The 19676-nt window shown below is 62.3% G+C and carries 21 protein-coding genes; 8 read left to right on the top strand and 13 right to left on the bottom strand.

The window, feature by feature from the left end:
• Positions 1 to 195 precede the first annotated feature (195 nt).
• Positions 196 to 435 carry a hypothetical protein gene (locus tag AC3ISG_RS12855; protein ID WP_065988840.1) on the top strand — a complete coding sequence of 80 codons (240 nt, stop codon included), beginning with the start codon at positions 196 to 198 and terminating at the stop codon, positions 433 to 435.
• A 21-nt stretch (positions 436 to 456) separates the two neighbouring features.
• On the opposite strand, the gene AC3ISG_RS12860 is transcribed toward AC3ISG_RS12855, so the two are convergent.
• From AC3ISG_RS12860 to AC3ISG_RS12900, 9 genes are all read right to left on the bottom strand, one after another.
• A complete protein-coding gene (locus AC3ISG_RS12860; RefSeq protein WP_489297086.1) occupies positions 457 to 1611 on the bottom strand; it encodes an ATP-binding protein in 1155 nt (384 codons plus the stop codon).
• Between the two features lie 213 nt (positions 1612 to 1824).
• Positions 1825 to 2661 (bottom strand): phosphodiesterase, encoded by an 837-nt coding sequence (locus tag AC3ISG_RS12865; RefSeq protein ID WP_489297087.1) that lies wholly within the window; start codon positions 2659 to 2661, stop codon positions 1825 to 1827.
• Positions 2662 to 2681: 20 nt separating this feature from the next.
• Positions 2682 to 3713 (bottom strand): ABC transporter ATP-binding protein, encoded by a 1032-nt coding sequence (locus AC3ISG_RS12870; protein ID WP_489297088.1) that lies wholly within the window; start codon positions 3711 to 3713, stop codon positions 2682 to 2684.
• Positions 3710 to 4504 carry an ABC transporter permease gene (locus tag AC3ISG_RS12875; protein WP_489297089.1) on the bottom strand — a complete coding sequence of 265 codons (795 nt, stop codon included), beginning with the start codon at positions 4502 to 4504 and terminating at the stop codon, positions 3710 to 3712. The genes AC3ISG_RS12870 and AC3ISG_RS12875 overlap by 4 nt, the downstream gene beginning before the upstream one ends.
• Entirely contained in the window at positions 4501 to 5322 is an 822-nt protein-coding gene (locus AC3ISG_RS12880) for an ABC transporter permease (protein ID WP_163022180.1), read from the bottom strand. The genes AC3ISG_RS12875 and AC3ISG_RS12880 overlap by 4 nt, the downstream gene beginning before the upstream one ends.
• Before the next feature lie 48 nt (positions 5323 to 5370).
• Entirely contained in the window at positions 5371 to 6375 is a 1005-nt protein-coding gene (locus AC3ISG_RS12885) for an ABC transporter substrate-binding protein (RefSeq protein WP_489297090.1), read from the bottom strand.
• Positions 6359 to 7378 (bottom strand): LacI family DNA-binding transcriptional regulator, encoded by a 1020-nt coding sequence (locus AC3ISG_RS12890; RefSeq protein ID WP_489297091.1) that lies wholly within the window; start codon positions 7376 to 7378, stop codon positions 6359 to 6361. The genes AC3ISG_RS12885 and AC3ISG_RS12890 overlap by 17 nt, the downstream gene beginning before the upstream one ends.
• A 480-nt stretch (positions 7379 to 7858) precedes the next feature.
• Positions 7859 to 10441 (bottom strand): M10 family metallopeptidase C-terminal domain-containing protein, encoded by a 2583-nt coding sequence (locus tag AC3ISG_RS12895; RefSeq protein ID WP_489297092.1) that lies wholly within the window; start codon positions 10439 to 10441, stop codon positions 7859 to 7861.
• Positions 10442 to 10592: 151 nt separating this feature from the next.
• A complete protein-coding gene (locus tag AC3ISG_RS12900; RefSeq protein WP_489297093.1) occupies positions 10593 to 11339 on the bottom strand; it encodes an SDR family oxidoreductase in 747 nt (248 codons plus the stop codon).
• Between the two features lie 101 nt (positions 11340 to 11440).
• Between AC3ISG_RS12900 and AC3ISG_RS12905 the strand changes: the two genes are divergently transcribed.
• A complete protein-coding gene (locus tag AC3ISG_RS12905) occupies positions 11441 to 12346 on the top strand; it encodes an AraC family transcriptional regulator (RefSeq protein WP_489297094.1) in 906 nt (301 codons plus the stop codon).
• A gap of 61 nt (positions 12347 to 12407) precedes the next feature.
• Entirely contained in the window at positions 12408 to 13025 is a 618-nt protein-coding gene (locus AC3ISG_RS12910; RefSeq protein WP_489297095.1) for a DinB family protein, read from the top strand.
• A 166-nt stretch (positions 13026 to 13191) separates the two neighbouring features.
• Here AC3ISG_RS12910 and AC3ISG_RS12915 read toward each other — a convergent pair whose 3' ends face one another.
• Both AC3ISG_RS12915 and AC3ISG_RS12920 read right to left on the bottom strand, forming a co-directional pair.
• Complete coding sequence (locus AC3ISG_RS12915; protein WP_489297096.1) at positions 13192 to 13506, bottom strand: RcnB family protein; 315 nt, start codon at positions 13504 to 13506, stop codon at positions 13192 to 13194.
• A 150-nt stretch (positions 13507 to 13656) separates the two neighbouring features.
• Complete coding sequence (locus AC3ISG_RS12920) at positions 13657 to 14544, bottom strand: LysR family transcriptional regulator (protein ID WP_272634519.1); 888 nt, start codon at positions 14542 to 14544, stop codon at positions 13657 to 13659.
• Positions 14545 to 14720: 176 nt separating this feature from the next.
• On the opposite strand from AC3ISG_RS12920, the gene AC3ISG_RS12925 reads away from it, so the two are divergent.
• The 3 genes from AC3ISG_RS12925 to AC3ISG_RS12935 all read left to right on the top strand — a co-directional run bounded on the left by AC3ISG_RS12925 (position 14721) and on the right by AC3ISG_RS12935 (position 17363).
• A complete protein-coding gene (locus tag AC3ISG_RS12925) occupies positions 14721 to 15386 on the top strand; it encodes a glutathione S-transferase family protein (RefSeq protein ID WP_489297097.1) in 666 nt (221 codons plus the stop codon).
• Between the two features lie 138 nt (positions 15387 to 15524).
• The gene (locus tag AC3ISG_RS12930) at positions 15525 to 16082 is read left to right on the top strand and encodes a GNAT family N-acetyltransferase (protein WP_489297098.1); all 558 of its coding nucleotides are present in this window, start codon (positions 15525 to 15527) and stop codon (positions 16080 to 16082) included.
• Between the two features lie 102 nt (positions 16083 to 16184).
• Positions 16185 to 17363 (top strand): MFS transporter, encoded by a 1179-nt coding sequence (locus tag AC3ISG_RS12935; protein WP_489297099.1) that lies wholly within the window; start codon positions 16185 to 16187, stop codon positions 17361 to 17363.
• Positions 17364 to 17407: 44 nt separating this feature from the next.
• Here AC3ISG_RS12935 and AC3ISG_RS12940 read toward each other — a convergent pair whose 3' ends face one another.
• Entirely contained in the window at positions 17408 to 17782 is a 375-nt protein-coding gene (locus tag AC3ISG_RS12940; RefSeq protein ID WP_489297100.1) for a MerR family transcriptional regulator, read from the bottom strand.
• A gap of 74 nt (positions 17783 to 17856) precedes the next feature.
• Between AC3ISG_RS12940 and AC3ISG_RS12945 the strand changes: the two genes are divergently transcribed.
• Positions 17857 to 18300 (top strand): hypothetical protein, encoded by a 444-nt coding sequence (locus tag AC3ISG_RS12945; RefSeq protein ID WP_489297101.1) that lies wholly within the window; start codon positions 17857 to 17859, stop codon positions 18298 to 18300.
• Here AC3ISG_RS12945 and AC3ISG_RS12950 read toward each other — a convergent pair.
• Positions 18297 to 19172, bottom strand: coding sequence for a LysR family transcriptional regulator (locus AC3ISG_RS12950; protein ID WP_489297102.1), 876 nt, complete (start codon positions 19170 to 19172; stop codon positions 18297 to 18299). The two genes, AC3ISG_RS12945 and AC3ISG_RS12950, sit on opposite strands and share 4 nt — an antisense overlap.
• 106 nt (positions 19173 to 19278) lie before the next feature.
• On the opposite strand from AC3ISG_RS12950, the gene AC3ISG_RS12955 reads away from it, so the two are divergent.
• Positions 19279 to 19674, top strand: coding sequence for a tautomerase family protein (locus tag AC3ISG_RS12955; protein ID WP_489297103.1), 396 nt, complete (start codon positions 19279 to 19281; stop codon positions 19672 to 19674).
• Positions 19675 to 19676: the final 2 nt, after the last annotated feature.

Raw genomic sequence — 19676 nt, forward strand, 5'->3', positions numbered from 1 at the left:
CTGCCGCATTTGCACGAGCACCAGGGACGGGCAGCGGCGCTTGAGCCCAGGGTGAATCTCTTCCCCGGGGGCCTCCCCCTCTAGAACCATCGCAGCGCTGGCGAACACCATTGGGGTCGCGACGCAGCCCGGTTATTGGCACACTGTGCGGCATTCGCCTGAACACACAGCGCCTAACCTCTATCCGGACGTCACATGACACCCAACGCAGAACTCTATAACCCTTCCACCGAATACGCCGACAAGCTGATTTCGCGGATTGGCCAAACACCTTCGTGGATCGCCAAACGTATCGGGGTCACTGACAAGCGCATCCGCTACATCCTTGATGGCGAACGCACCGTCAAGGGCGAAACGACGCCCATTCAGATGACCTACACCGAGCAGTTTGCCCTTGAGTGCCTTGTCCAGGAGGCCATCGCCCTTAAGCGGTAACCATTCCGGGCTGCCGCGAGGCTACAAGCCTTCCAACAGCCCGTCGGCACGAAGCAGATCAACGATCACGTGCTCATCCACCGCATAGACACCCCGTGAAGCCTTCCACACCAGGTTCTTTTCCTGCAGGGCAATGAGGGCTTGCTGCACGCCCGGCACCTCGACCTTGATGTCGCTTTCGGCAATCCCCGCCTGCTTCAGCGCCGCGACGTACAGTGCCATGGTGGGCGCCTCGAAGGGGGCGTAGCTTTCGCCCATGCTCCCCATGACGCGAATCACGGCGGACTGGATCGGGGTGAGGCTGTGGATCACCTTCTTGAGATTCGCGTTCAGCTCATCCGCTTGCGCCCGAACCAGCTCGGCAAACCGCTCACGTACGTTTTCAGGGTCGATGAAAAAGTCAAAGCGGATGGCATCAGCTGCAGCACCGAGCAATTCGGGGCGATAGCCACTTTCTTTGAACAGCTGGAACACCTCCGCCGGATCAAGCGGGGATGGCAGATCAATGTTGGCGCACAGCCAGTCAATGTAGTTTTGATCGAGCGTCGGGAACGGCACCATCGATGCCCCGAAGAACGCCTGATCCTTGCTGTTGCGCAGCATGGCCAGCTTGTCCCTGTTCGAGCCGGTGCAGACGATGCGCAGGCCATGGTGCCGGGAGCTGTTGAGTTCGTCCCTCGCCGCCTTGAGCGCGAACAGCGCTGCCACACCCGCCTCGGTTGTGATCGCATGCTGCGCTTCATCGATCATCAGAACGATGAGCTTCTGCGATTCGTCCGAGAGCGCCACCAGCGCCGTGGTGAGGTCGATGTCCTTGCCGAGGCCGATTTTATCCAGACTGAAATTCAAGCCGCCAACAGCCACCTTGTCTATCCCGGAAGCCTTGGCCAGCCGTGTGATGAAGCCATCGTTTTGGCCAACCGCTTCGCGGATGGCTTCCACGATGACAAGGCCAGGGTCTTTGGTCAGGTCTTGCCAGAGGTCTGCATACAGCACAATCGCCCCCGCCTTTTCCAGCGCAGGGCGCAGGTCTTCACGGGCGAAGGTGGATTTTCCTGTACGCCGGGGCGCTGCCAGGAAGACGCCGGAGCTCGCGGAACTGCCCACGGATATCTGCATGATCAGCTTTGAGAGTCGGGCGGCCAGCTCGGGGCGGTGGTAGAAGATTTCAGGCATCGGTAGACCTCAGGCACAGCTATATAGGCAATTATAGAGTGACTATAGACCAATTATAGAAAGGTAAAAACTCTACGTTTATAGCGGATTATAGAGTGACTATAGACTGATTATAGAGGAGGTGATTTTAGCGATGCAGCGGCACCCTCAGGCCCGCAACCATCCAGGCCCTGCCGGGCCAGGACGATAGGACAATCTCCGGGATGGTGCGAGCTAATCGATCAACCCCTGCGCGTCATAAAACGGGTACGGCCCAGGGTAATCACCGAACACGCCGTTGTGGGTCACAAGGCCCTCCTCCGCGTCCCAGCGATGCAGCAGGTAGCCTGCCGGTTCGAGGTTGAAATGCGCCGGAGCGTCATCGCGCAGGTCGAGCACAATCTGGTGCGAGGTGCCCGGGCAGGTGCAACTGATGCTACCGGCGAAGCGTCGTTGCATCGGTCGATGCAGATGCCCGCACAAGACCCGCTCGACCTGCGGGTGGCGTCCAATGACTTCTTCCAGCGCAGCACCGTTGATGAACGCTTCGCGGTCCATGTGGCCGATGCCGGTGACAAAGGGCGGGTGGTGCATGATCAGCAGGGTTGGCACGGCGGGGCGTCGACCGAGCACTTCATCCAGCCAGGCCATCTGACTGTCCAGCACTCGCCCGCCGTGGGCGCCGGGGATCGTCGAGTCCAGACCGATCAGCCTCACTGGATGGGCTTCGACCACCCAGTCCAGCGGTGCTTCGGCCGAGATCGGCAGGTACACGTGGTCGGCAAATTCAGCCAGCAGGTGCTCGCGGACGTCGTGATTACCGGGCACCAGATAGTACGGCATGCTCAGGCGCGCCAGCTCGGGGTGCAAGACGGCGTATTCATCCGGCCGACCGAAATCCACCAGGTCGCCGCTGATCACCACGATGTCCGGGCGCGGGTGGCTGGCATTCAGATGGTCGACCGCGCGACGCAATGCACCCAGGGTGTCGACCACGCCATAGGTCAGTTTGTTGCCGGCTTTAAGGTGCAGATCGCTGATCTGCGCGATGAGAAACGGGGCATTCGACATTCAACTTATCCAGGCAAGAATTACGGGTGCAGGGCGAACAGCGCGCGCGGCTCGATGGCCAGGGCAATGTGATCGCCCGGCGCGTGAATGACGCTGTCGGCGCTGTCCACCAGCAACGGTTGCGCCGCGCCGACCTCAATCAACAAGCGGCTTTGCGCCCCCTGAAAGAACTGCCCCAGCAAACGCCCGTGCAGGTGCCCTTCGCTGCTCACCACCCGCAGATGCTCGGGCCGGCAATACACCGTTGTCGGCTCGCCCGCCTCCCCCCATGGGAGTACGCCGCCGCTGACCTTAAGGCCGCTGGCGGTACGCCCGGCCACTGTGAATGCGTTGAGATTGCCAACGAAACCGGCCACGAACGGATTCGCCGGTTGCTGATAGATTTCCCGCGGGGTGCCGAGCTGGGCGATGCGCCCTTGCTGCATGACCAGAATCCGGTCCCCCAGGGCCATGGCTTCGCCCTGATCGTGGGTGACGAACACCGAGGTGATGCCCAATCCGCGCAACAGCTGATCGAGTTCGCTGCGCAAGCGTTCACGCAGTTGCGCGTCCAGTGCGGCAAGGGGCTCGTCGAGCAGCAGGACTTTTGGCCGTGGGGCCAGGGCTCGGGCCAGTGCCACCCGCTGACGCTGCCCGCCCGACAGCTCATGAATGCCGCGTTTGGCGTGTTCCTGCAACCCAACCAGTTCCAGCAGCTCGGCGCAGCGCTTGTTGCGCTCCGCGACGGCCACGCCGCGCACCTTCAGGCCATACGCGATGTTGCCTTCCACAGTGAGGTTGGGGAACAGTGCGTAGTTCTGAAAAACCATGCCGACATCACGACGCTCAATGGGCAGCCGGGTTACGTCCTGATCGCCGAAGAACACCTGGCCGACGTCCGGCCGTTCCAGTCCGGCGATCATCCGCAGCGTGGTGGTTTTGCCGCAACCGGACGGGCCGAGGATGGCCAGCGTCTCCCCCGCCTCGATGGTCAGGTTGAGGTCGTGAACGGCAACGGTGCCGTCGGCGAAAGCCTTGCGGCAACCGATCAGGCGCAGCGTGGTTCCAGTCATTTTTGCTCTCCACGGGAAAGGCGTGCGCTGATGGCCTGCAACGCCACCAGCAGCGGCACGATCATCAACAGAAATATGAGTGTGTAGGCGCTCGCGACTTCCAGCCGCGCCGAGGCGTAACTGTCCGCCAGACCCACCGGCAGCGTTTTGGTCATGGGCGTGTGCAGCATCCAGGTCAGGTTGAATTCACCCAGGGACAGCGTCACCACCATCAACAGGCCGGCGAGAATCCCCGCCCGGCAGTTCGGCACCACGACGCTGAAAAAACGGCGAAATGGCCCGGCACCCAGACTGGCAGCGGCCTCCTCCAGCGTCGGCAGATGTTGACGCTGCATCACCGCCATCACCGGCCGCACCAGAAACGGCAGGGTGAACAGCACGTGGCCGACGAGGATGAACAGCCAACTGCTGCGGAAACTGCCGAACTGGCCGTAGGTCAGCAACAGGGCCAGGGCACTGGCGAGGCCGGGCATGGCGACGGGCAAGACCATCAATTCCTCGAAGGCGCGACTGAAGCGGTTGTTCATCCGCACCAGCGCATAGGCTGCCGGGACGCCGATCACACAGACGCACACCGCGCAGGCCAGGGCCAGCTGAAGCGACAGCCACACCGTCGGCGAGTACGCCTGCCAGACCTGGGCGATCCAGTCGAAGGTCAGTCCGCTGGACACGCCCTGAAAATAATTGCGGGTCAGCCCGGCCACCAGCGACATCAGCACCGGCACCAACATGAAGGCGCAGACCAGCAGCGTGAACAGCAGCTGCGCGATGAACAGCGAAGAACGCTTCACAGGACCGTCCTCGATTGCTTGACCATGCGCCGCGCCAGCAGCAACACCGCCCAGGTCAGCGCGCCGAGCACCACCGACAGCGCTGCGGCGACGGTGAAGTTGGCGTAGTTGGTAAACACGTTGTAGATCGCCACGGGGGTGACATTCAGCTGTGTGCCCAGGGTGAACGCCGTGCCGAACGCGCCCATGGACGTGGCGAAACAGATCGCGCCACAGGACACCAGCGCCGGCGCCAGCCCGGGAATAATCACGTCACACACCACCCGCCAGTGCCCGGCGCCGAGGGAATGCGCGGCTTCTTCCAGGCTGCGGTCGAGGCTTTCGCAGGCCGCCATCACCGTGAGAATCACCCGCGGAATCGAGAAATACAGGTAACCGAGGAACAGCCCCGCCAGGGAATAGGCAAACACCCAACGCTCACTGGCCAGTTTCAGGCCCAGCATCGCAAACAGCCCCTGCCGCCCTGCCAGCAGAATCACCAGAAAGCCCACCACCACGCCGGGAAACGCCAGCGGAAAAGTCAGCAGCGCCACCAGTGTCGAGCGCCCGAAAAAGCGCTGACGGGCGAGAAACACGCCGGTGATACCGCCGACCAGCAGCGCGGCAAAAGTGACCACCGCAGCAAGCACGCAGGTTTGCGCCAGGCTGCCCAGGTACTGCGGGCTGCTGAGCACTTGCCAATAACCACTGCCGGCGCCGTCCCGCTGCTGCCCGCCGAGCACTATCAGGTGCGCCAGCGGCAACAGCCAGAACGCTGCCAACACGGCCGCCGCGGGTGCCAGGGCCCAGGCGGCCGTCGGGCGCAAACGCCGTTTCAACAACCCACCCGCGGCCTCGTCCTGCGCCTCCAATACCGTACTGCTCACTTACTTGACCTCGCTCAGGTAACGCGCGGCGAAGGCTTCCTGCACGTCGGCCATGTGCTGGTAATCCACCACGCCGGCGCGGGCGTAATCGCTGTCCGGCAGGAACTGCGCGGCGACGTCCGCCGGCATCTTCATGGCGCGGACCGGGCGCAAATAGGCCTTGGCCCACAACGCCTGGCCCTGCTCGGAGAGCACGAAATCCAGCACCTTTTCAGCGTTGGCCAGATGCGGAGCATTGGCGACCAGGCTCATCACGTAAGGGACGCTGATGCTGCCCTCCTTAGGGATGACAAATGCCACGTTGGCCTTGTCCTTGTAGCGGGCGCGGTAGGCGGTGAAGTCGTAGTCCACCAGGATCGGCAATTCGCCGGAGAGCACCCGCGCATAGGCCGTCTGCTTGGGCACGATCGGCGCGTTCTTCGCCAGTTTCTGGAAGTAGTCGATGGCCGGCGCGAAGTTATCCAGGGTGCCGCCCATGGCCTGGTTGATGGCTACGGCGGAGACGTAGCCGACGAACGCGCTGGACGGGTCGAGGTAACCGACCATGCCTTTGTATTCGGGTTTGAGCAGATCAGCCCAGCTCTGCGGGACCGGCAAACCGCCCAGTGCATCGACGTTGACCATGATGCCGAGCGTGCCGGAGTGGATCGCGAACCAGTGGCCTTCCGGGTCTTTCAGGCCTGCGGAAATCTGCTCCCAGCCCTTGGGTTTGTAGGTGCCGACGACACCGGCTTTCTGCGCCTGCAGACCGAAGGTCACGCCGTAATACACCACGTCCGCTACCGGGGCGGCTTTTTCCGCTACGAGCTGCGCCAGGGACTGGCCGGAGTTCTTGTTGTCCAGCGGCACCTGCACGCCGGTGCTGTCGGCGATGGCCTTGAGCTGGGTGCCCCAGTCCGCCCATTCCGGCGGGCAGTTGTAGCAGATCGCGGTTTCGGCGGCCTGGGTCAGGCTGGCCACGCCACACAGCAGCAGGGCGGCCAGGGTTTTACTGAAGCGGATCATGGAGCGTCTCCTCGTAGGGCTGAGTACTTTCGCCCGGCCGGATGTGGCACGGCAGGCAATGGGAAGTCGGGGCGGCGCCGGCAATCTGCGCCAGCAATTGATCGATGACAGTGGTCGCCAGCGCGGCGATGGGCTGGACCACGCTGCACAGGGTCGGGTGCATCTGGGTGCCGATGGCAATGCCGTCGAAACCGATGATCGACAGCTGCTCGGGCACTGCCCAACCGTGACGGCGCAGCTCGGCGATCAGGCTGATCGCCAGCAAATCGTTTGAACAGACCAGCGCGGTCGGCGCGTCAGGGCCGCTCAACAACGGCGCGAGGGCGCTGAAATCAGCCTCGGTGTGGCTGGGCATCTCGATGATGGCCATGGCGTTCAAGCGGTGTTCAGCCATTGCGTCGCAATAGCCCGCGTAACGCTGCCGCGCCCGGTCGGACTGCAGCGTCGGCCCCGCCACCATGCCTATGCGGCGATGACCGGCGTCCAGCAGATAACGCGTGGCGAGGGCCATGCCGGCGCGGTTGTCCACCGAGACGGCGCTGTATTCGGTGCTACCGGGCTGGTGATAGGCGAGCACAAAGGGCGTGTCTTCTGTGCTCAGGCTTTGCAGCACGCGATTGCTGTGGGCGTCGGTGACTGTCAGCACCAAACCGTCGACCCGCTGGCGCAACAATTCTTCCACCACGGCGCTTTCTCGCTCGGCGCTGTAATCGGTGGTCGCCAGCAGCAGGTTGTAGCCGCGCAACCGCGCGGCGCGCTCCATGGCTTGGAATTGTTCGGCGAACACCGGGTTGAGCAGGCTCGGTACGACCACCCCAATGAGCTGGGTGGTTTGCAGGCGCAGCTGGCGGCCCAGCAGATTGGGGCGAAAACCCAGTTCCCGCGCGGCGGCGAATACTTGGTCTCGGGTGGTGGGACGCACCACGTCGGGGGAGGCGAAACACCGGGCGGCGGTCGCACGGGACACCCCGGCCACCCGTGCGACGTCTTTCAGGTCACTCATGTTCACTCGCTTGAGATCGATCTCATTGGCGAGGACATTACGGCGTCAATGTGGCATTTCAGGGGCTGGGGTGTGACAGATTGGAGTCAGTGGGTGCGGTGGCATTGACTGCGCCCCCTTGCATGTGACTGGCTGCGGACGAGTTGTGGGACCGGATGTAACCAGTGGAATTGGCGGCGAGCCCTTTGTTGGGCCGAATGCATCCGGTGGGTTGGCGGTAACCCCTTTGTGGGACCGGCTTTAGCCGGGAAGGCGTCAGGTGTCACACCGCAAATCCACGAGTGTTTGACCTGGCCTCTTCCCGGCTGAAGCCGGTCCCACTAACAAACCGCATGCAACCGGCACTGGCGGCGCGCACATTGTGGGACCGGCTTTAGCCGGGAACGCGTCAGGTGTCACACCGCAAATCCACGGGTGTTTGGACTGGCCTCTTCCCGGCTGAAGCCGGTCCCACTAATAGAAAGCATGCATCCCGTGAGGTCAGGCGTCGGACAGCACCACATGGTCCATCGCCGCGGGCACACCCACCACTTTGATCTCAGCCGCATTGGGTGCCGCAGTGAACGCAAAGTCTTCGGCGTGCAGGCTGTGGCTGTAATCCCCCGCCAGGGTGACCTGGAATTTCTGACCCGCGCTGTCCGCTTCATGACTGCGCACGTAGGTGCGGTCGCTGTTGGCGTTGTAGCTGACCTGCAAGGAGCCGTCGCGGCCGTTGCCCAGGCCGGTGAAACCCAAGGCGGACACGTCCAGGATGTCGTGGCCGGTGGTGAAGTCGGTGATCAGGTCTGCCGCGCCAACGTAGCTGTCGCTGATGTGATCGAAGCGGAAAGTGTCCGCCCCGGAACCGCCCGTGAGTCGATCGCTGCCAGCACCGCCGACCAGCAAATCATCGCCGACACTGCCGGCGAGCACGTCATTGCCCGCCATGCCGAACAAGGTGTCGTTGCCCCAGTCGCCATATAGCGTATCGGCGCCCGCCGTGCCGGTGGCGTTCACCGACGTCAGCGGTTGGGAGGAATCGACGCGGGTGTCGTCCGGGTTGGCGAACAGCACATTGCTGGCGGTCAGGTCGTAGAGGTGATTCCCGTTGATCAGGATTTCGAAGCGGTTGCCGTCGGCATCAGGCTCCAGCGACTTCAGCGCCGTTTGATCGCCTGCCAGATTCAGCACGACTTTGAGCGTGCCGTCGTAACCGTTGCCCAGCCCTTTGAAACCCAGCGCCGTGAGGTCAAGGCGATCATGGCCGTTGCTGTTGAAATCCGTGATCACATCACGTTGGGCGTAGCTGCCGCTGGCGTCGTTGCGCAGGCTGTCGCTCACGCGGGTGTAGACGAAGGTATCGGCGCCGGCCCCACCCGTCAGCGTGTCACCACCGCTGCCACCGAGCAGGCGATCTGCGCCACCGTCGCCGGACAGGTTGTCGCGCCCTGCGCCGCCGATCAGCACATCATCGGCGGCCGTGCCGAGAAGCTTGTCGTCACTGGACGTGCCGGTAATCGACGAGAAGAAATTCGCCGCGCCCAACGTGCTCAGGTGGTTGCCGTCGAGTGCCAACTGGAAGCGGTTGCCAGCAGCGTCCGCGTCCAGGCTGGAGAGATAGGTGATGTCGGTGCCAGCGTTATAGGTCGCCTTGAGGGTACCGTTGTGGCCATTGCCCAGGCCGGACAATCCCAACAGTGTCAGGTCGAGACGGTCACTGGCATCGTTGAAGTCGGTGATGCGATCAGTGAACGATGTCGTTGCCGTGCGATAACTGTCATTGACCGAGCTGAACCGAAACACGTCGCTGCCCGTGCCGCCGCTGAGGCGGTCCGCGCCTGCGCCGCCATGAATCACATCGTCACCTGCGCCGCCATCGATGCGATCGCGGCCTGCGCCGCCGCTGATGAGTTCGTCCGAGCGGCTGCCGATCAATGTGTCCGCGCCGGCACTGCCGCGCACGATCAGCACATCGCTGTTGTTGTAGACCTGGGTTTGGTTTCCCGCCGCGCTGATGTCACCGGCATGGGTGCCATTGATGACATTGCCGAAGATCACACTGCCCTCGACGCTCGCCGCGTCCGACGGCACCTCGGCCACGCCAAAGGTCGATCCGGCGCTGCCAGTGATCAGGTTGTCGTAGACGAAATTCTGCGTGCCGTTTTCGCTGCCCAGATTTCGAATCGCCACTTCCGGCACGTCGTTGCTCTGCGCATTGCCGTGAATGACGTTGTTGGACACTTCGATGTGCGTGGTGCCTTGCAGATTGACGCCCGACCCGCCGTTGTCATGGATGTCGAGGCGATACACGCCGCCGTATTCGATGCCGCGCATGTGCACGCCATCACCGCCGTTGCCATAGACGTCGCCGCCGATGACGCTGAAAAAGCCGGTGTCGACGCCGCTTTCTTCATGGACGTGAATCCCGTCGCCAGCGTTGCCGGAAGCGAGGTTGTCGGTGAGCGACATCGCCACGCTGCCCAGGCCGACATTGATGCCGTTGCCGCTGTTGTCCAGCGCGCGGTTGTCCTGAAAGGTCAATGCGGGGAGCGACCCGCCCAGTGCGAAGCCGTCGGAACTGTTGCCCGTGGCCGTGCTGTTGCGCACCGTCAAATGCACCGACGCGCCGGTCAGGTCGAAACCGCTGCCGCTGAAGTGCGTAGCGGTGACGCCATCGATCACCAAGTTGGTGCTGCTCGCCCCTGACTGCGACCAGCCACTGACCTGCCCACCGCCGTTGACCTGATTGCCATCCAGCGAGAGATTGCTGACGGTCGCGTCTCGAACGGTGCTGCCTGCTACCACGCCCAGCAGAGAGGCGGTATTCGACCCGGCGCCATCGGCCAGCTTGAGCACGCTGTCACCGGCGCCATCGCCGGTGAGGGTGACGTTGCTTTTCAGCGCCAGGGCGTTGCCCGAACCGTCGCTGTCGGCGACAAGCCAGGTGCCGCCAGGGATGTAAACCTTGCCCCCACCCGCAGCGCTTGCGGCATCGATTGCCTGTTGAATGGCGACGGTATCGTCAGTGACGGAGTCGCCCTTGGCGCCATAATTGCGGATATCAAAAGTGGGGCTGATGCTCATGCGCTGCTCCTGCCTGGAATACTGACGACCTGTGAACCCGTTGTCGCAACCGGTTCGGCGAACAGGTTGGACCGGCGGATTTCCTGATTGTTAGTACCTTTCCATGGGCTTTCGTCGGATGGACAGCACGATCGGCGATAACGGCGGTTGTTCAGCCCGCCTGCCCCATTAATGCAACTGCATCGGTGCCAGCGGCAGTACGCATCGGCGACGCAGGTTCATTCGCTGCACGCCAGATCGCCTCGGCGACGTCCTGGGCCTCGGTCACCAGGGTCGAGTGCGACCATTCGCTAAACACGTGTTGAGCCAGATCGGCATAGGCGTCCGGAATGCTGCCCTGCATGCGCGGCTGTGCATTTTTGCCGAAGTCGGTCCCCGGTGCGCGGCCCGGCAATACCAGATGGACACGAACGTTAAACGGCTCAAGCTCCAGCGCCAGGGATTCGGTGAACGCATTCACCGCCGCCTTGCTCGCCGTGTACACGCTAAGCAATGGCAGGGATTTGAGGGTCACGCTGGAGGTGACGTTGATGACGACCCCCGCGTTGCGCCCGCGGAACTGCGGCAGCACGGCCTGAGTCATCGCCATGGTGCCAAAGGTATTGGTCTCGAACATGCTGCGGACCTTGTCCATCGAGCAGCCTTCAAGAGCGCCCAGCAGTCCGATGCCGGCGTTATTGACCAGCACATTGATCGGCCCTGCGGCGTCGATCGCCTTCTGGATGCTGTCTGGGTCGGTGACGTCCAGGGCGAGCACGCTCAGATGTTCGGACGCTTCGAAAAGCGCTGCATCGGGCGTGCGCATGGTCGCGATGACCTTCCAGTTTCGGTCGAGGAAATATCGGGCGGTAGCCAGGCCGAAGCCCGAAGAGCAGCCGGTGATCAGAATGGTGTTCATGGATGTGTCTCCATCGCGTGATTGACAGGGACGCCACGATAAGCTGTGGTAACCGGACTTAATATCATCCCCCGTCCGCTTTTCTTTTGCAGGAGTCCGGCATGTTCGATCCGCTTGCTGAGGTCGTCACCCTGCTGCAACCCAGTGCTTCGCTGTCCAAAATCGTCAGCGGCGCAGGGGCATGGCGGGTACAGCGCTCGGTGTACGGCCAGCCGTTTTACTGCGCGATCCTGCAAGGGGGATCTCGGCTTTCGGCGGCCGGACATTCGCCGATCAGCCTGCAGGCGGGCGACTTCGTGTTGATCCCGGCAGCTTACGATTTCGAGATGATGAGCCTTCAGCCGCTGGCAGACGGCGACGGCGAGCGCGCTCCTCTCGAGGTCCGTCCTCGGGACATACGTGTCGGCCCGCTGGACGCGCCCGTCGACGTTCAGTTGTTGGTCGGTCACTGCACATTCGGATCGCCGGACGCTGCTTTATTGGTCTCGCTGCTCCCGCAACTGATTCATGTGCGCGGCGAGCCCCGGCTTGCGACGCTGGTGGAGTTGGTGACCGAGGAAGCCCGCGCTCAGCGGCCAGCGAGGGACGTGATCCTCGCCCGTCTCCTGGAAGTCCTGTTTATCGAAGCGCTGCGTTGCACCGCCACCGACGCCGCGCCACCGGGGTTGCTGCGCGGGCTGAGTGACGAGCGCCTGGCGATGGCGTTACGGCAGATGCACGAGCACCCGGGCAGGCAGTGGACCGTTGAAGAACTGGCCAGGGAATCTGCCCTTTCACGCTCGACGTTCTTTGAGCGTTTTCAGAACGCATTGGGCATGCCACCCATGGCGTATCTGTTGGCGTGGAGGATGGCGCTGGCGAAGAAACTGCTGAGTGAGCGCGTGGAGGACATTGCCGGGATTGCACAGCGCGTGGGTTACGGCTCGGTAAGTGCGTTCAGCGTGGCATTTACCCGCTACACAGGGCGCGCGCCGGGGCGGTACTCGCGGGAAAGCAACGTGGGATGACTGACCCTGCGCGAACTTACTAACATTCGTCACTCCAGCCACTTAATGCGCGCACTCTCCGATGAACAGCTATCTGGCGCAGGCACACAATAATCGATGGTCGAACCGGCGCCTGCTCTCGGCATGCCTGGGGTTGAGCAACGAAGAATACCTGGCGCCGCGAACAGGTTTTTTTCCCTCAATTGAGCTGACGCTGCGGCACATACTGGATGTCGATCAGTTCTACCTGGCCGCGCTGACGTTTGATCTGGAGGGTCAACGAAAGGATCTGCCCGAGCATCTGTCGCTGCAGGCAATCGTCCAGCTCCAAACGGAAGCGGACGACCGACTAGTTACGTATTGCGAAGATCTGGATGAGCACGCGCTTTGTCGTCTAGCGGGTGTGGTGCGGGCGACGGGCATTATTCCGGAACGCGTGGATCGCCTGTTGCTACATCTGTTCCAGCACCAGATTCACCATCGTGGACAGGTTCACGCCATGCTGTCCGATACCCGCATACCGCCGCCACAACTGGATGAGTTTTATCTGGATGGGGATTTGCCCATGAGGACATCGGACAAGCCACTTCCCGCTGAAACCGGTCCTACCAGACCACACACATCCAGTCACGCTAGCGGTGAACCCACTGCAGGACCGGCTTTAGCCGGACAGACGTCATGTGTCACGCCGCGAGATTGATAGTGCTCCGACAGGCCTCTTCCCGGCTAAAGCCCGTCCTACGAAAGACCGCGTGCATCCAGTGTCATTAGCGATGTACTCCGGTGTAGGACCGGCTTTAGCCGGGAAGGCGTCAGACGTCACGCTACCATTCGTTGGCTGAGGAATGGGGTCTCGGCCAATGGCGTTATTTATGCGCCTTGCCCTTGGGCACCATCTGTTTGATCGTGCCCGTCGGAATATCAACCAACAGGTACTGGTCCTTGATCTCCACCCACTGTTGATTTTCGTCCGGCGCGCTCAGGTGACGTGCTTTCCAGTCTTTAAGCGCCAGGCTGGGACGTTGGTATTGATCAGGGACGTTGTCGCCTTCCTTGATTTCCTTGACCCCTGCACCCGGGCGATCCATCGTCACACTTGGCTGTTCGGCTGCGTAGGAAAAGCTGCTGACTGCGCATACTGCGGTGAACAGCAGATGAGGGAGGAATTTCTTTCCGAGCATGATCAGATCCTTTGGCAAACGAGTGCCGTTTATTGAATAAGGGGTGACGGTGCATCCGTCATGCTCTGACCGGGACTGATTCCCAGGAGTTCGATCTGATCACGTGCGTTCAGACGCGTATCACCTACGCGCGCACTCATCCCGGCCGAGCTAGCCGCCCAAGACGTCAATGAGGTGTGCAACGAGCGCCCGCACCTTGGCCGAAGGTCTGGGGCCGGAGGGAAATACGGCGAACGCCTGCAAGGGCTCAAGTTCGTAGTCGGGCAACAGGTGAATGAGGCTGCCATTGCGCAGGTGTTCGGCCGCCATGAGCGTCGTGACGTTGGCAACCCCGAGGCCTGCGGTGGCGGCGGCCAGAACGCCCGGGGCCGCATCGATTTTGACGCGGCCGTGCAGCGTGACCCGTTGCTCCACGCCTGACTTGACGAGCTTTAACGTGCTTTTGGCCGGATAGCTTTGTTCGTGCAACAGCGCGTCGTGAAGCGCCAGGTCTTCGGGCGCTTCCGGCAGCCCTCGTTTGCCGATGTAGGTCGGGGACGCCACCAACACGCGCGGCACTGACGCAATCCGCCGAGCGCCAAATGTGGAATCCTCAAGGGTACCCATTCGAATGGCCATGTCGACGCCGGCTGCCACGAGGTTCTGCCGCTCGTCGCGCATGCTGATCTCGACGCGCAGTTCGGGATATCGCTCGAGAAAATCGGGCAGTGCGGGAATCACTGCCAGGGTGCCGTACGCAATGGGCACCGCCAGACGCAGGGTGCCACGCAAGGAATCGATGCCACGGGCAGCGTCTTCAGCGTCCTGCAGATCGGCCGCCGCCTGGCGTGCCTTGTCCAGAAACGCCGCGCCCGCTTCCGTCAGGGCCACACTTCGGGTCGTGCGCAGCAACAGCTTCACGCCAAGCCGAGCTTCCAGTCCGGTGACGATTCGTGAAGTCGAAGGCTGAGAAAGCCCGAGCGCCTGAGCGGCGCGGGAGAAGCTGCCCGATTCGGCCACGCGGGTGAAAACCTCGATCTCCAGCCAGCGATCAGTCATTTGAATTCCAGATAAGTGTTCTGCGAAACGGCGGCATTATTTTGTGCGAGGCAAGAGTCTACCGTGGTCTCGTCATTCAACGGAGCTTACGGCTGACATTCATTCATGGCCCGCTTCATACCATGGGCGCCAATGCCAACGCCGGCCAGTTCCATCATCGAACCACGAGGAAAATCATGTCCATCAAACTCTACGGCGATCCGGGCTCGGGCAGTCTTCGGCGCGTCACGGCTGCGGCCGCGGTCATGGGCGTCGACATCGAACGCATCAACGTCGATTTATTCAAGGGAGAAAGTCATACCCCTGAGTTTTTAAATCTCAACCCCCACGGCCTGACGCCGGTGCTTCAGGACGGCGATACCGTCATCTGGGAGACATCGGCGATCAACCTCTATCTCGCCACAAAAGCGAGCCCGGATTTAAACCTGCTTGGACGAACAGAAGCAGAGAGGTTCGAGGTTCTGCAGTGGATGTTCTGGTCGGGTGAACAATGGCGGGTATTCTCGACCTTTCTCTTCAACGAATGGGCCGGCAAGACGTTGACAGGCAAGCCGCCGACCGACGCCGTGGTTGAGCTGGCCATGAGCAATATCCGCAACGCTGCTATGGTGCTGGATGCCCAACTGGCGTCCCGGAAATACATCGTCGGTGATGCCCTGACCCTTGCGGACATCGATATTGCAGCGCCCTTTTCGCAGTACCAGCGGACAGGCGCGCCGTTCAATGAATTCCCCAATCTGATGGCCTGGCAACAGCGTCTGCTCGACACCGTACCGGCATGGGCGGCCACTCGGGATGAGGTGGAAGCGCGCATGAGTGGCGTGCTTGACGACCTGGGCTGACACCGAAAGGTGTGGGAATCTGTGTTCCCGCACCGCTCCTGCCCCTCGACACTCTGGCTGCGCGCCGCCGGTGCAGTGGACTGCGTCCCTGCAACGCGTTAGCGTCCGCCCTTCAGCGACTCCGAAGGACAAACCCGCATGGACAGCCCCACGTTCCAGACTCCCCGACTGACACTCGCCCCGCTGCGGTTAACCGATGCGCCCGTCATTCAACAGTTGTTTCCCCAGTGGGACGTGGTCCGGTATCTGGACAGCCATGTGCCATGGCCCTATCCCGACGACGGCGCGCTCACCTACCTCCGCGACCTTGCGCTTCCTGCCATGGCAGAGGGGCGCGAATGGCACTGGACCCTACGCCTGACACCAGAGCCGGCGCGGGTGATCGGCTGCATCAGCCTCCACGATCAGCCCGAGAACCATCGGGGGTTCTGGCTGGCGCCGCCGTGGAGAGGTCACGGTTATATGCAGGAGGCGTGCGAAGTGATCAACGCCTTCTGGTTCGAAACCCTGCAGCGGCCGGTGATGCAGGTGCCCAAAGCCGCTGGTAACGAGGCATCGAAAAGGATTTCAAAACGCGAGGGCATGCGCATGATCCAGCGCCGGAACGGACACTTTGTGTCTGGCCCGATGGTTCAGGAGCTCTGGGAGTTGACGCGCGATGAATGGCTGGCGATCAAAGCACGGACCTCGGGATGATGCAGCAGGCACTGGTTTTCAGGAACAGTGGCTTGATTGCCTGTTGACCTGCCCCGTCTCAATCCCTAGGGTAGCCGGCCTTCTTTACCCCTCAGGAACCCCATGTCCAGCCGCAGTACACTCCCCTCCACCGTCTACCTTCTGGGCCTGACGATCTTCTCGCTGGTGACGGCCGAGTTCATGGTCGCCGGCATGATGCCGGCGCTGGCCGATGCGTTTTCGGTCAGTCTCGCCCAGGTCGGCAACCTCATCGCCTTCTACGCCCTGGGCATGGCCATCGGCGGTCCGCTCGTGACCGTCCTGCTGCTGTCCAGAGGCGTCAGCAACAAACGCTCGTTGATCGCGCTGCTCATCTGTTACGTGGTAGCAGGCGCCATTGCAGCCGCCGCTCAAAGTTATCTGGTGCTTGCCGCTGCTCGCGTGGTCATGGGCATTTCCAGTGCCGTGTGCATCGGTTTGTGCATGACCGTGTGCGCAGCCCTCGTCACCCCGGAACGACGCGGTCGCGCGGTGTCGGTGGTCCTCGCCGGGCTGATGCTGTCCCCCGTCGTGGGCGTGCCGCTGACCACCTGGGTCGAGCAACACTTCGGCTGGCGTGCCAGCGCCTGGCTCGTGGTGGTGCTGGCGATGCTGTGCACGGTGCTGGCGAGCAAGCGACTGCCCGCGAGCGCCAATGGCAGCGAACCGCCGCTGCGCCAACAAGTCGCGGACATGAAGAATGCGCCCCTCTGGGCGGCTTACGTCACCAGCGGGTTGATCATCGGCGCGACCTTTGCCGCATTCAGCTACTGCACGCCCATCCTGATTCAGGAAGTCGGCGTCGCGCCGAAATTCGTTGCACCGTTGCTGGCGCTGTATGGCGTCGCGAACGTGTTGGGCAACTGGGTGGTGGGCCGACTGGCGGATCGCTACATGATGGCGATCGTCGGTTGGGGCCTGGCAATCATGGTGCTGGCGTTGTCGGGCTTTGCCCTGGCCGGGCATCACCTGTGGCTGAACCTGATGTGCTTCCTCGCCCTCGGGCTGACCGGTGTGGCGCTGAACCCTGCGATGGTCGCGCGGGTCATGAAAGCGGCCGAGCCCGGCGCGCTGGTCAACATCATGCACACCTCGGTCATCACCGCCGGACTGGCGTTCGGCAGCTGGGCGGGCGGTGTGACAATCGACGCGGGCCTGGGATTGCGATCACCGCTCTGGGTCGGTGCGGCGATGGCTCTGGCGGGCTTGCTGAGCCTGGTGCGGCCGATAGCGATGCGTCGCAGCCAAGCGTTGTGCGACTGAAGGCCTCGTCACTGACGTCGGTGTATTGCGAGGTGACGTGTCCTTCAGGGCACGTCAGCGGCGCCAGCGCCCACCAGCGGACAGACCTGCCCGGCCCGCTCGGCCAACAGATTGCGCAGCGCGTGCATCTGCCCGATCCGCTCGTCCAGCAACGCGATTTTCTCGGCGAATAATCGCGCCAGCAGGTCGCTGGAGACCTGCTCGCTGTTCCATAGTAGCGGCAGGTTTTCGCCGATTTCCTTGAGCGAAAACCCCAGCTGTTGCGCCAGCTTGATGTACCCCACCAGCTGCAGCGTCTCCTGCGGATAATGCCGATAGCCATTGGCACTGCGTTGCGGCTTGATCAGGCCTTTCTCTTCATAAAACCGCAATGCATCCACGGACACCCCCGCACGCACCGCCACTTCGCCTATTTTCATGACGTTCAATGCTCACGTTGACTCTGGACCTAAGACCAGGCTTTAGCCTGCGGGCTCAACTGTGAGGGAAGATCATGATCAGCGCAAAAAACAATCTGGGCATCGTCAAAACTAGCGCCATCTACGACCTGGTGGTGACAGCGGGCTTCATGACGCCCTGGACGGCAGCATGGGTGCTCACCGGCTTCGCCACGTTATCGGGCGCTTTGGCACTGGAGCGGCCGGTGCCTGTGCTGGACGTCGGCGGCATGCTGTTCGCCAACCTGCTCGGCAGCGTGGTCGTGGTCTGGTCGCTCTGGCGCCTGGCGCAACCGAGCCGACGCGTGGGGTTGTATGACGCACTGGCGCGAACGCTGTTCGCCACCTGGCAGCTTTACGCGGTTGCCCAGGGCGCGAGTGTTCTGATTCTCGGGTTTACGGTGTTTGAGGTGCTGTTCGCCGTCGCGCAAGTGTGGCCGATCAGCGCTGTTCGGCAGGTTCATCCAAGGGCAGGTCAAGCGGCATCGGGCGCAGGCTAAGGCGCCAGCGTCGCTGCAATGATCTGCGCCACCGCTTGCAATCGTTCACTGACACCTCCCCGGCAGCGAGCCGGCAATAAAACGATGTCCACAGCGGGCAGCGCGGGCAGATTGAGACCGGTGACCTCCAGCATGTCGGCCTCGATGATCGCGGAGGCATTGAGGCACGCCACGCCCAACCCCGCCGCGACTGCCGCCTGAAGCCCCGCCACACCGGATGCCATATGAGCGACGACGTGGGCAATGCCGTGTGCGTCCAATGCGTTGCGTGCCAGCCTGTGCAGCGAGCAGGTTTCAGGCAGCAGCGCGAGTTCGATAACCCTGTCTTTAGGCGGAAGTGGCTTGCTGCGGGCGGCCACCCACATCAGGGATTCCGTGCGCAGCACTTGGGCTTCTTCGGATGATGAGGAAGGCGACCCCGTCGTGCGCAGGATGATCGCCAGATCCAGCGCGCCGCTGCCGTGGGCATTGGCGATGACGTCGCTTTTGTCGATCTGGGTGCGCATCCGCAAACCGGGGTATTGCTCAGCGATGCGCGCCAATAAAGTCGCCAGCTGGCTCGGCCGGACGTAATCGGAAATACCGATGTGGACCTCGCCCTCAAGGGGCACGCGGTGCATGTCTCGCCAGGCCGCATCCGACAACGCCAGTATCTGACGAGCATGGCCAATCAGGCGCTGACCTGCCGCGGTGGGGCGTACGCCCTGCTTGCTGCGCACCAGAAGCTGTTCACCCGCGGCTTCCTCCAGCTTGTTGAGCTGTTCGCTCAGCGCCGACTGCGATCGATACCGGAGGGGCACCGCTGCCGTAAGACTGCCCGCATCCACCGCAGCGACGAGGGTCTTCAATTGTTCGATGTCAAATCCGTGCATGTCGATCTACCGGGATACCTGATGATATCCGACGGATCTTACTGCTATTCCGATATGGACAGAGCGAACAATCTCAATGCTCGCACTCACATCAAGGAATGCTGCCGTGCCATTCGTAAGAATATCGCTGCTCAAAGGCAAAACCCCTGCCCAACTTCGCGCCATCGCCGATGGTGTTCACCACGCGCTTGTCGAGACTTACAGCGTGCCGCCAGACGACCGATTTCAGGTCATCGATCAATACGAGAAAGGCCTGTTTTTCTATGACCCGAGTTTTCTGAACGTCAAGCGCACAGATGACGTGGTGTTCATACACATCCTCGCCAACCGATGGCGCGACACGCCGACAAGGCAAGCGCTTTACCGCGCCATCGCCGATCAACTCACTGCCCGCCCCGGCATGCGCCGCGAGGACATCCAAGTGTTCATCTCGAATAACGATAAGCATGACTGGTCATTCGGCAACGGTGTCGCTTCCTATGTGCCGGAGGCTGATGCCTGAGA

The organism is Pseudomonas sp. GL_135, from assembly GCF_057834665.1.

Bases quoted from the DNA above. Each gene is read 5' to 3' on its own strand.
- AC3ISG_RS12910 (WP_489297095.1), top strand. From the start codon at position 12,408: ATGAACAGCTATCTGGCGCAGGCACACAATAATCGATGGTCGAACCGG.
- AC3ISG_RS12945 (WP_489297101.1), top strand. From the start codon at position 17,857: ATGATCAGCGCAAAAAACAATCTGGGCATCGTCAAAACTAGCGCCATC.
- AC3ISG_RS12890 (WP_489297091.1), bottom strand. From the start codon at position 7,378: ATGAGTGACCTGAAAGACGTCGCACGGGTGGCCGGGGTGTCCCGTGCG.
- AC3ISG_RS12915 (WP_489297096.1), bottom strand. From the start codon at position 13,506: ATGCTCGGAAAGAAATTCCTCCCTCATCTGCTGTTCACCGCAGTATGC.
- AC3ISG_RS12860 (WP_489297086.1), bottom strand. From the start codon at position 1,611: ATGCCTGAAATCTTCTACCACCGCCCCGAGCTGGCCGCCCGACTCTCA.
- AC3ISG_RS12870 (WP_489297088.1), bottom strand. From the start codon at position 3,713: ATGACTGGAACCACGCTGCGCCTGATCGGTTGCCGCAAGGCTTTCGCC.
- AC3ISG_RS12865 (WP_489297087.1), bottom strand. From the start codon at position 2,661: ATGTCGAATGCCCCGTTTCTCATCGCGCAGATCAGCGATCTGCACCTT.
- AC3ISG_RS12905 (WP_489297094.1), top strand. From the start codon at position 11,441: ATGTTCGATCCGCTTGCTGAGGTCGTCACCCTGCTGCAACCCAGTGCT.
- AC3ISG_RS12920 (WP_272634519.1), bottom strand. From the start codon at position 14,544: ATGACTGATCGCTGGCTGGAGATCGAGGTTTTCACCCGCGTGGCCGAA.
- AC3ISG_RS12950 (WP_489297102.1), bottom strand. From the start codon at position 19,172: ATGCACGGATTTGACATCGAACAATTGAAGACCCTCGTCGCTGCGGTG.
- AC3ISG_RS12885 (WP_489297090.1), bottom strand. From the start codon at position 6,375: ATGATCCGCTTCAGTAAAACCCTGGCCGCCCTGCTGCTGTGTGGCGTG.
- AC3ISG_RS12930 (WP_489297098.1), top strand. From the start codon at position 15,525: ATGGACAGCCCCACGTTCCAGACTCCCCGACTGACACTCGCCCCGCTG.
- AC3ISG_RS12900 (WP_489297093.1), bottom strand. From the start codon at position 11,339: ATGAACACCATTCTGATCACCGGCTGCTCTTCGGGCTTCGGCCTGGCT.
- AC3ISG_RS12925 (WP_489297097.1), top strand. From the start codon at position 14,721: ATGTCCATCAAACTCTACGGCGATCCGGGCTCGGGCAGTCTTCGGCGC.
- AC3ISG_RS12895 (WP_489297092.1), bottom strand. From the start codon at position 10,441: ATGAGCATCAGCCCCACTTTTGATATCCGCAATTATGGCGCCAAGGGC.
- AC3ISG_RS12935 (WP_489297099.1), top strand. From the start codon at position 16,185: ATGTCCAGCCGCAGTACACTCCCCTCCACCGTCTACCTTCTGGGCCTG.
- AC3ISG_RS12855 (WP_065988840.1), top strand. From the start codon at position 196: ATGACACCCAACGCAGAACTCTATAACCCTTCCACCGAATACGCCGAC.
- AC3ISG_RS12940 (WP_489297100.1), bottom strand. From the start codon at position 17,782: ATGAAAATAGGCGAAGTGGCGGTGCGTGCGGGGGTGTCCGTGGATGCA.